9 protein-coding genes and 1 pseudogene are annotated in these 10,000 nt (G+C 45.3%); 3 read left to right on the top strand and 7 right to left on the bottom strand.

What is annotated here, in order from left to right; all coding sequences use genetic code 11:
* Positions 1-128: 128 nt before the first annotated feature.
* Entirely contained in the window at positions 129-752 is a 624-nt protein-coding gene (locus tag LDL40_RS14360; RefSeq protein WP_300996098.1) for a riboflavin synthase subunit alpha, read from the bottom strand.
* Between the two features lie 55 nt (positions 753-807).
* Here LDL40_RS14360 and LDL40_RS14355 point away from each other — a divergent pair, with 55 nt between their 5' ends.
* A complete protein-coding gene (locus LDL40_RS14355; RefSeq protein WP_300996097.1) occupies positions 808-2,196 on the top strand; it encodes an MATE family efflux transporter in 1,389 nt (462 codons plus the stop codon).
* Positions 2,153-3,181 (top strand): DUF3080 family protein, encoded by a 1,029-nt coding sequence (locus tag LDL40_RS14350; RefSeq protein ID WP_300996096.1) that lies wholly within the window; start codon positions 2,153-2,155, stop codon positions 3,179-3,181. Before LDL40_RS14355 ends, LDL40_RS14350 begins: the two co-directional genes overlap by 44 nt.
* Positions 3,182-3,495: 314 nt before the next feature.
* Here LDL40_RS14350 and LDL40_RS14345 read toward each other — a convergent pair whose 3' ends face one another.
* The 6 genes from LDL40_RS14345 to LDL40_RS14320 all read right to left on the bottom strand — a co-directional run bounded on the left by LDL40_RS14345 (position 3,496) and on the right by LDL40_RS14320 (position 8,374).
* Complete coding sequence (locus LDL40_RS14345; protein ID WP_300996094.1) at positions 3,496-4,392, bottom strand: hypothetical protein; 897 nt, start codon at positions 4,390-4,392, stop codon at positions 3,496-3,498.
* A 15-nt stretch (positions 4,393-4,407) separates the two neighbouring features.
* Positions 4,408-5,169: a hypothetical protein gene (locus LDL40_RS14340; RefSeq protein WP_300996093.1), complete on the bottom strand. Its 762-nt coding sequence runs from the start codon at positions 5,167-5,169 to the stop codon at positions 4,408-4,410.
* The gene (locus LDL40_RS14335; RefSeq protein WP_300996092.1) at positions 5,169-5,723 is read right to left on the bottom strand and encodes a hypothetical protein; all 555 of its coding nucleotides are present in this window, start codon (positions 5,721-5,723) and stop codon (positions 5,169-5,171) included. The genes LDL40_RS14340 and LDL40_RS14335 overlap by 1 nt, the downstream gene beginning before the upstream one ends.
* Positions 5,724-5,728: 5 nt before the next feature.
* On the bottom strand, positions 5,729-6,025 hold the full coding sequence (locus LDL40_RS14330; RefSeq protein ID WP_300996091.1) for a DnaJ domain-containing protein: 297 nt from the start codon (positions 6,023-6,025) through the stop codon (positions 5,729-5,731).
* 161 nt (positions 6,026-6,186) lie between these two features.
* The gene (locus LDL40_RS14325; protein WP_300996090.1) at positions 6,187-7,110 is read right to left on the bottom strand and encodes a chemotaxis protein CheV; all 924 of its coding nucleotides are present in this window, start codon (positions 7,108-7,110) and stop codon (positions 6,187-6,189) included.
* 334 nt (positions 7,111-7,444) lie between these two features.
* The gene (locus tag LDL40_RS14320; protein WP_300996088.1) at positions 7,445-8,374 is read right to left on the bottom strand and encodes a chemotaxis protein CheV; all 930 of its coding nucleotides are present in this window, start codon (positions 8,372-8,374) and stop codon (positions 7,445-7,447) included.
* 275 nt (positions 8,375-8,649) lie between these two features.
* On the opposite strand from LDL40_RS14320, the pseudogene LDL40_RS14315 reads away from it, so the two are divergent.
* Positions 8,650-10,000, top strand: a pseudogene (locus tag LDL40_RS14315) (amidohydrolase); the annotation flags it as partial.

Genomic DNA, 10,000 nt, shown 5'->3' with positions numbered 1-10,000 from the left:
CAACCCCATTCATGTGCAAACCCATAAAGATGAATTACGTAACAAAGTACAGGTCTTTATCGACGCTGAAGATGAGCAGTATTACTAAGATTTGCCTCATCATGGCTGGTATGGGATAAACCGATCCCCTACAGAGACTTTGCAGCCAGGACCCTTTCTACGGTGTCCACTATGGTGACGGTTTGTTGATCCAGTTCGATGTTCACCTTGTCACCCACTTTGCGTTGGCCCAGGGTGGTGACTTCAAGCGTTTCAGGTATTAAATGCAGGCTAAAACTTCGCTCTGTCACCTCGCCTACGGTCAGACTAATGCCATCAATGCTAATAAAACCTTTGCTGAGTACATAGTTTTTAAATTCAGGTTTAAGCTCGATATCCACTCGCCAGTTTGCTTCAGTTTGGGTCACAGCTAAAATAGTCGCAGTACCATGCACATGGCCGGAGACTAAATGCCCACCAATTTCACGGCCAAAAGTTAAAGAGCGTTCAAAGTTCACCAATGAGCTACTAGTTAAAGCACCCAAGTTTGTTTTAATTAAGGTTTCGTCAATCACATCAAAGCTAACCCAACCTAAAGGTTCAGTCAGACTGAATTCGGTGGCAGTTAAACAAGTGCCATTCACAGAGATACTGGCGCCCCGCTCCAGGCTTTGCAGCAATTGCACTGGAACTTCAAGAGTTAAACGACGAAACTGCTCTTGGTCGCTGATTTCACTGACTTTAACTTTTGCCTGCACTATTCCTGTAAACATAAAACCTCTGCTGTGCTATCTTTACGGCGTTTTCGCCTGTCTGACAAGAGTTGTTATGTTACCTTTTTCCCGCTTTGAAGCAAAAACCATTCTGAAATTATCCGGCCCTATTATGCTGGCCCAGCTGACTCAAACCATGATGTTTGTCATCGACACTATTATGGCGGGCCGGGTCAGTGCGCTGGATATGGCCGCTATTGCTGTAGCTTCCGCCATCTGGTTGCCGATCATTTTAACCTTGCAGGGCTTATTGCTGGCGCTAACCCCTATTATTTCTCAGCTGTACGGGGCAAAAAACCACAAGGCCATTCCACATAATGCGTTGCAGGGGTTTTATCTGGCCATGGTGCTGGCCACTGTGATTGTCATTGCTATGCAGTACATTCATCTGCCGCTGCAACATTTGTCGATGGAAGAAAACTTGCGAGCTAAAGCGGTCGATTATCTGGTTTATGTCAGCTTTGGCGTCTACCCGGCCGCTGGTTATATGATCTTTCGTAACCTGTTTGAAGGCATAGGCAATACCAAAGCCACCATGTGGATAGCCTTTGTTGGTATTCTGGTGAATATTCCGGCCAACTATGTATTTATTTATGGCAAGTTAGGCATGCCGGCTTTAGGAGGCGCTGGTTGTGGTGTCGCAACGTCTTTGGTGTTTCTGGCGATGTTTATTGCCATTACTATCTATGCCTTTAAAAGCCGCAGTACCGCGCTTTATATGAAAAAGCCCGACCAGCTAAAACCTAACAGCAAAGATTTGTGGCATATCATTGCTATAGGCACGCCTATCGCCTTTTCGCTGTTTTTTGAAGTGACCTTGTTTTCCTCTATTCCGCTGATGATTGTGCATCTAGGGCCTATAGTGGTGGCCGGTCATCAAATTGCCAATAACTACAGCGCTTTGGTTTTTATGCTGCCTATGAGTATGGGTATGGCGACCACCATCAGAGTCGGCCATCTGGTCGGCAGTAATGATCTGCAAGAGCTGAAAAAAGCTGTATCCACAGCAGTCCAGCTGGCGATGATGATGGCGGTAGGCATAGCCTTGGTGACCTATTTCGGCCGTTTTTTGGTAGCCTCGCTGTATTCTTCTGATCCTGCCGTATTGGCCGTAGCCACCTCAATTTTAGTTCTGGCCTGCTTCTATCAGATTTCCGATGCGATACAAGTAGTGTCAGCATGCGCTTTACGAGGCTTAAAACACACCAAACCTATCTTTTTTATTACCTTTATCGCCTATTGGCCGATCGGTTTTGGTTTAGGCACTGTATTAGGTTTAACCGACTGGATTTTGCCGAAAATGGGCGCCCATGGCTTCTGGATTGGCATTATTCTCGGCTTGTCCTGCGCTGCTGTGATGCTGGCGCTAATTTTAAGAAACCAAATCAGGCGTCTGGAAAATGGCAAGATGTTACAGCAGCAAGCTACAACTGCTGTTCACTAAAGTTCTAAGCGTTACTGCTGTTATTGCGCTCAGCGGCTGTAGCGATCCTGCCATAGCTGTTATGGAGGACTATGCCAGCCGGCTTGAGCGCGTTTTAGCGCTGGAACTGCAGGAGCCAGCAACAGCGGATTTACCGCCACTGCCGTCCATTGCAGATACCAGAGCAGAAATCGCAGAGAGCAGCATTAGATTGGTCGAGTTAGTGGCAACCCGGGCCTGTGGCCTGGATCTATTGCTGGGTGAACGTAATAGCAGTCTGGGCAAAGTGATGAACCCAAGTCAGCGCCTGAAGTACGAACTGGCGTTTTTAAATCAAGTGCAACCTTGTTTAACCCATCCGGATATAGCGTCCGATTTAAAACAGAAATTGGCTGAGATTGCCAAAGATAAAACAGCCCTTATCGATAAACATTGGCAAAATTTCTTAATGCAGGACGAGACTTTGCGTCAACAACTGCATCCCTACCGCAGCTTAGCGGTACCTGATTCAGTCGCTGGTATTGCTGAAACTATGGAAGCCTTGCATTCATTGCTTGCGCTTCGAAAACAAATTGGTGAGCGAAACTGGCGACTGGCCAAGGACATCGATCCTGAGCGGGCGCTACAAGCCTTATACCAGGCCAATACACTAAGCCAGTTACAACAAAGCCTACGCTTTAGCCATAACTGGTTGCACAGTTTAAATCTGCAGTTAGATCAGGTTGATTTAACAGCTCAATGCCCTGTCGGTAAAAGTTCAGACAAAGCAGATATTCTGAATACCATTTTACTGCAGTATTTTATCGGTAAAGTGCAGGTCTATCTGGCGCAGGTGGACGGCAGCTATCAGCAGTTGTATCCGCTACTGCAGCAACTTTATCAGGGCACAGCCCTGGCGCAACCTATTTCGCAGCGTTTTGAAGTTCCTCATAACGAATTAAAAGCGGAGTTAAAACGTCATGTGATCTGGTGGAAAGCGTTACAGCAGCAGTGCCCAACAACCTAAAGGCGGCTTTTGTTTCAGTCCGTTACTGCAGCTTTAGGTACGACAGACTGTCCCCTCATGAATTGAGGTTACGTTGAGACGGCTGTAGGGGCGCGGTTTATCCGCGCCCGTTTCCAAATCAAAAGGACCGGCAGAGCAAGCAGCCAACAAAGCTGCAGCTTCAGGTACGACGGGCTTGCCCCTAAGTAATTGATGTTGCAGCGAGGCGGCAAGGGGTTGAGACCCCAAGAGCATAGTTGCCTATGCGACTGGGGCGAAGCTTTTAAAGTAAAATCAGGCAGCCAACAAAGCTGCAGCTTCAAGTACGACGGGGATTACATTTCGATATATTGAGGCCAGCCTAATAAAGGATTCAACATGCCCTGCTTATGCTCATAGGCGTCACGACGCTCAGGTGACGCATTCTCTGCCAGCAGCTTTTTATAACCTTTGGCAAACTGCAAAGTGCGAACTATGGCAGCATGGAAATTATCACCCAGCTCCACTATCACAGCTTCTGAAAAACCAGCTGGTAACAAGTTAAGCACTTGTTCGGTATGGGCTTTAATAAAGTTCACGTCAAACCACTCATCAGCCAACTCGATATCGCGTAACCGCTGTTTTAAATCCTGCTTCACCTTACCACCCTGAGTACAGAGGCGGTAAAGTACCACTTCAGCCAACATATCTTCAAGATTGAAGTGTTCGAACGGGTCAAGCTGGGTATGGTAAAAGTAGGTTTGTTTCACCACGCTGATAGCCTGACGACGACGGGATTCACGTAAAGCCTGCTGGTAAACAGTCAAGCCCTGCCATTCCTCTGCATCGGGTGGGCTGGCAATATCCTGCAGCAATTGCTCTTCCACTTCACCGTACAAGGATTTACGGTTAGGAACCTGCTGGCTGACCTGCGTCAACATACTCCAACCTTTTTGAAAAGGTTTGACTATTCCTTCAGGGCTTACCAGCAACGCCAGGGCTTTATCAAGATCCTGATCTGAGAGTTCAGCTAGCCCCAAACTAGCCACACCGATAATGTCGTGTGCGGCTTGCTCCAACAGGTGCATTTTGTATTTATTGTAAAACTTGTCGGCAAACTTCAGGCTCATCAGCACAGCTTTGCTTTTGACTTGCTCCAGCTGTGTTTCTGAAAGTTTTTGCTCAGCTTTGGCGTAATTCAGCACCTTAGTTAAAAAAGGCCCCTGATTGGCATCCCGCACCACTAACTGCATAACTTATCCTTTGCCTTAATCGAGGAAACTAAACATATCATCCACTTCAGCATATTCGTCCGTGGCCTGATTTTTCTCTTTGGCTTGCATCACCAGCTCAGCAGCAAACTTATTGATAATGTGCTCCCAGCCTGAGTTTTCGTTACGCACCAGGTTTTTAATCGCCTGCTCTACTGCGGGAGTAAGCTGGCGAATAAGGGCCAATAAGCTGCGTGGGTCGTCGTAACCCAAACCATGCACTTCTTCGTTCAGATGACGTTCGGTGTAGCTGATGGCTTCCTCTAAATCTTGTTCTTCCTCGTGCAATAAATCATGCACTTCGTCTTCATCTTCAATCACTTCGCCGCGGTACAGCTCGATAAAAGGAATAGACAAATAAAACAGCCCTGCCGGATCTTCCGCTATAGCTTCTAGAATTTCAGCCTGCTTGGTTTCGCTGTCCTGAGTACGAATAAGATAAGTTAAAAAATCAAAGGTATGCTGCTTTAAATCTTCCGCATTGTTTTTGATTTTTTCTTCCCAGTACAACGGCTGCTGACAGACGATGTCGCGGATTTTTTCCGGTGTCATCAGCTCGGAAATAATGGATGGGAACGAAATATCGTGCTGGCTGTTTATTTGAGTCAGGGTGACAATATCAATGTTTTCAATCACTTCAACCAGCTGATCATCTGACATAGTATTGGCCATCAGCTCAAATTTCTTGCTGGCTTGTTTTGGCTCAACAATAGCGAGTTCTTTAATTTCCGCAACGGCTATTTCAATCAGGTTATTCATTAGCGGCCTTCCCGGTTAAAGGTGATTTCATCGTATTGGTCATCGTAGCCTTCTTCTTCATCGTCCTGGCCTTCGTAATCATCATCCGCATTATGACCAAAAGAAGAGTCATCCGTATCTTCGTCGTCTTCATCACGCGGATCGCGTGGACCAGGCGCTGCAGCGACGTGCTTATTCAGCATAAATAGCACAGCACAACTTTCGATCAGTAATTCTTCGTTAAATTCCCGTATGGTTTTAACGAGCGGTAAATCGGCGTTATTAAAAGCCACTGAAGTTTTAAATTCGTCCCACACCGGCATGGTGTTTTTGGCCAGCCAGGCCGCCCACTTCAGATTGGCTTCCGGGGTAAATTTTACCCGACCATATAATGCTACCGGCAGATATTCAGGCACTGAATGCAACATCTTTGGATCAGCCTGCAAAATGCTTTTGATTTGGGCCGTAAATTTCTCCAGAGCTTTTGGTGTATCCGGGTCATTGTAGGATTCAATATTTTCGTAAGCGTCTGTTTTTAACGCTTCTAAGCGGGTTTTATCGAATGTCTTGCTCATCAGTTTTAACCTTTTACGGACGGGTAATAACTATCCCACAGCTCTTTCATGGCTGCAGTCGGGTCCGGCACTATCACATTATTAAAATCTTTAATAAAAGCCGCGCGTTTTTTGGCGTCTGACAACACATCATAGGCTTCTTTCACCTTTTGTAATTGCACGCCCGCTTGTTCTTTTTCTTCTTCGCTTAGATTCAGCAACTTATCCGGATGATATTTATTGGATAAGCGTTTGTAGGCCTTTTTTATCTCATCTTCATTGGCGTTGGCTTTCACGCCCAAAATGCGAAAATAATTAATCATTCAGGATCCATTGAGTTAATAACATTAGCGAAAGGCACAGCAGGAAAGACCGATCGCTGAAGTGAAGCGATCATAACAGAATTTTGATGAAGTGCAGCAGGACTGTTGCGATTTGCGAAGTGCAAAAGCGGCAGTTTAAAAGCTGCCGCTGTACATTGATTTTAACTGTTCATCCACTGTTGTACCGCGGACACCAACTCATCCGGATGGAATTTGGCGATAAATTGATCGGCACCGACTTTCTTCACCATAGCCTCGTTAAATACACCACTCAAAGACGAATGCAGAATGATATGCACATTACGTAAATGTTCATTGGATTTCACTTCGGCAGTCAAAGTATAGCCATCCATTTCTGGCATCTCTATGTCTGAGATAATCAGCGGTACTTTGGCGGAAATATCGCCACCAAGTTCATGTGCTTTGGCTTCAAGCCAGTTCAGCGCCAGACGTCCATCATTCACAGTTTCGACGTTAATACCTATAGTAGACAACGCACGCTTTACCTGATTACGCGCCACCGCAGAATCATCAGCAACTAACACTGTATAATCTTTGAAATCCAGGTTTTTCGCTTTTTCTTTCACGGATTCGCTGACCGTTTCATCCACAGGCGAAATTTCGGAAAATACTTTTTCCACGTCGATAATTTGCACAAGTTTATTATCAACTTCCGTAACTGCGGTCAGATAATGACTGCGGCCAGCGCCATGAGGCGGAGGCAATATTTGCTCCCAGTTGACATTCACAATACGATCCACGCCACTGACAAGAAAGCCCTGGGTGTTCCTGTTGTACTCAGTAACCAGAATAAAAGCGTTGGTTAAATCAGAAACTGGTTTACCTCCTGTAGCCTGACTTAAATCTATGACAGTCACAGGTACACCACGCAAATGTGCTATGCCCCTGACATGAGGATTAGCACCAGGTAGTTCGCTCAGTTCAGGGCAACGTATCACTTCGCGCACTTTAAATACGTTAATGCCGTAAGGTTGAGACCCATGCAGACGAAACATTAAAAGCTCGAGGCGATTTTGACCTACGATGTTAGTACGCTGGTCAACTGAATTCATCAAACTGGTCATATCGAAACACCTCGTAAAATAAGACGGCACTTTCTGCATTATAGAAACGAAAGCGATTTTCTGATGTTAAACTAAGTTACTGAAAGTAAAGCTCGTTTCACTTCAGTTGTACAGCACAAGCCTAGCTATTTTCGTTCATCAGCAAAACGTTTTACGCCATATAGTCATTTTAACTCTAAGTTAAAATGAAAAATACGATAAAAACTAAAATAATGCAACCAATTCTAGCAACTGACCTTCTCAAGAACAACCACAGCGGTGACTTCGGATGCCGTTAGAGTATAGGGTACTGCAGGTACCCTGCTGAACTTTTCAAGTTACTGCGACGCAACTGTTAGTTTGCTTGAGGATTAAGCCACTTTTGCACTGCACTGGCCAATTCATCCGGATGAAATTTGGCGATAAATTGATCGGCTCCTACTTTTTTGATCATGACTTCGTTAAAAACGCCACTTAAGGAAGAATGTAAAATGACGTGAATGGCTTTCAGCTTGTCATTTTGCTTTATTTCAGCGGTTAGCGTGTAGCCGTCCATCTCAGGCATCTCTATATCTGAAATCAGCAGAGGCACAAGGGCCGAAAGATTATCCACTTGCGCAGCCTTATTTGACAACCAGTCCAGTGCCTGTTTTCCATCATTGACCAGCTCAACCTTTACCCCCATAGACTCAAGTGCTCTACGAACCTGGTTACGGGCCACAGCAGAATCATCGGCAACTAACACAGTGATGTCCTGCAAGTCGATTTGCTGCGCAGCTTCTTTAATAGATTCACTGATCTCTTCATGCATCGGAGATATTTCGCTAAAAACTTTTTCAACATCTATCACTTGTACCATTCGGCCTTCGATGCGGGTCACAGCGGTCATATAATGGCTACGACCAACACCCGCAGGAGGAGGCAACATTTCTGACCAGTTTACATTCACTATCCGCTCAACATTGCCAACCAGAAAAGCCTGAACGTGACGGTTATATTCTGTAACAAGAATAAACGCAGTTTTAAGGTCCTCTACCGGTTTTCCTCCTGTTGCGGCACTTAAGTCAATCACGGTAATAGGTTCACCACGGACATGGGCGACGCCCCGCACATGACCATGGGCGCCAGGAATCACATTTAGCGCCGGGCAAGGTAACACCTCACGTACTTTAAATACATTGATGCCAAAAAACTGTGGCCCCTGTAATCTGAACAACAATAATTCAAGCCGGTTTTGTCCCACTAAATTAGTACGTTGGTCTACAGAACTTAGTACTGATGTCATGTATCACTCCTCGGGTATAACTACTAAACCAATGCCGACTCAGATTTGGCTGGTTGTTGTTCATAATGTATTGATAAGTATAACGTCTGCAAACGACATATAGCAGTAAGTTTCTTTGACTTGTGCCAATAGTTTGTTCAATAAAAGTTTCAGAACTACCCGCAGGCCGCACAAGCCTAAGCGCAAAGCCAGACGCCCTTTCTACTTATTTCTATACAGTCCTGACTCTATTTGTTTTAAGCTGTCTGCGTCAGAACATAAACATGGAACTTAGAATGAAAATCAAAGCATTAAGTCTGCTGACTATCTTGGCTTGTTGTGCTTCAGCTGTAGCAGACCAACAGTATTCATACACTATTCTTGTCGACAACGGCGTTAAAGCAGGTGAACAAATCGTCAAAGTAAAAGACGATGGTGAAATCAGTATCCGCTATATTTTTAAAGATAACGGCCGAGGTCCTGAGCTGGACGAAAAAATCAGGCTGAACAAAGCAGGTTTCATTGAAAGTTATCAGGCCAAAGGTAATACAACCTTTGGTTCTGTGATCAACGAGAGGTTTAAAGTTGAGGGTAATAAGGCGGTCTGGAGCACGGGGTTGGAGCAAAGTACCGCTACATACCAACAGAATGCCTTGTATTTGCCTGTAGATGGCTCTCCCTATCTATCCTCTATCGCCATAGCTGCAATGGCAAAAAATGGTACTAACTCTATCCCCCTGTTACCCAGTGGAACTTTGACACAAGAAGTGGTCAGCGAAATTATTGTCGACAATGCTGGCGAAAAGCAGCAAGTACAATTATTAGTGCAAACAGGCGTTGGTTTTGAGCCTAATTTTGTCTGGGCTACCAAAGGAGAATCACCGAGACTTTTCGCTTATTTAGCACCAGGTTATCTGACATTGATTGAAGATGGTTGGCAAAACAACGCCAAAACTATGCTTGAGATCCAACAAAAAGCAGAGACCCGCTTGCTGGAAAAGCTGGCACAACTGCCGAAAAAACTTCAAGGATTAACGGTAGTGCGTCACGCGAGGATTTTTGACAGCACGACGCTGCAACTCAGTAGCCCAAGTGACATCTACCTGCTACGCGGAAAAATCACCAGCATAGTACCGGCAGGTACACTGCAAAGTCCTGTCGAACATGAAATTGACGCTGCCAATCGTATAGTGTTACCGGGCCTGTTTGATATGCACGGACATATTTCACGCTGGGAAGGACCTTTGCATCTGGCAGCTGGTGTTACCACTTTACGTGATATGGGCAATGACAATGCTACATTGCAAATGATGATGGATGAAATAGACAATGACCAGTTGTTGGCGCCAACTATTGTACCCACGGGTTTTCTGGAAGGCGAAAGCGCGTTTTCAGCTCGCAATGGCTTTGTGATTAAAGACTTATCTGAAGCGAAAAATGCGATAGACTGGTACGCAGCTCATGGATATCCGCAGTTGAAAATTTACAATTCTTTTCCCAAAGAAATACTCAAGGATACGGTAGCTTATGCCCACAGCCGCGGATTGAGGGTCAGTGGTCATGTCCCTGCTTTCCTGAAAGCTGAAGACGCCATAGCTGCTGGTTTCGATGAAATTCAACATATTAACCAGTTGATGCTTAATTTTC

Source organism: Rheinheimera sp. (assembly GCF_020217005.1).
Lineage (GTDB): Bacteria > Pseudomonadota > Gammaproteobacteria > Enterobacterales > Alteromonadaceae > Pararheinheimera.
This window is presented reverse-complemented; position numbering and strand designations above follow the sequence as displayed.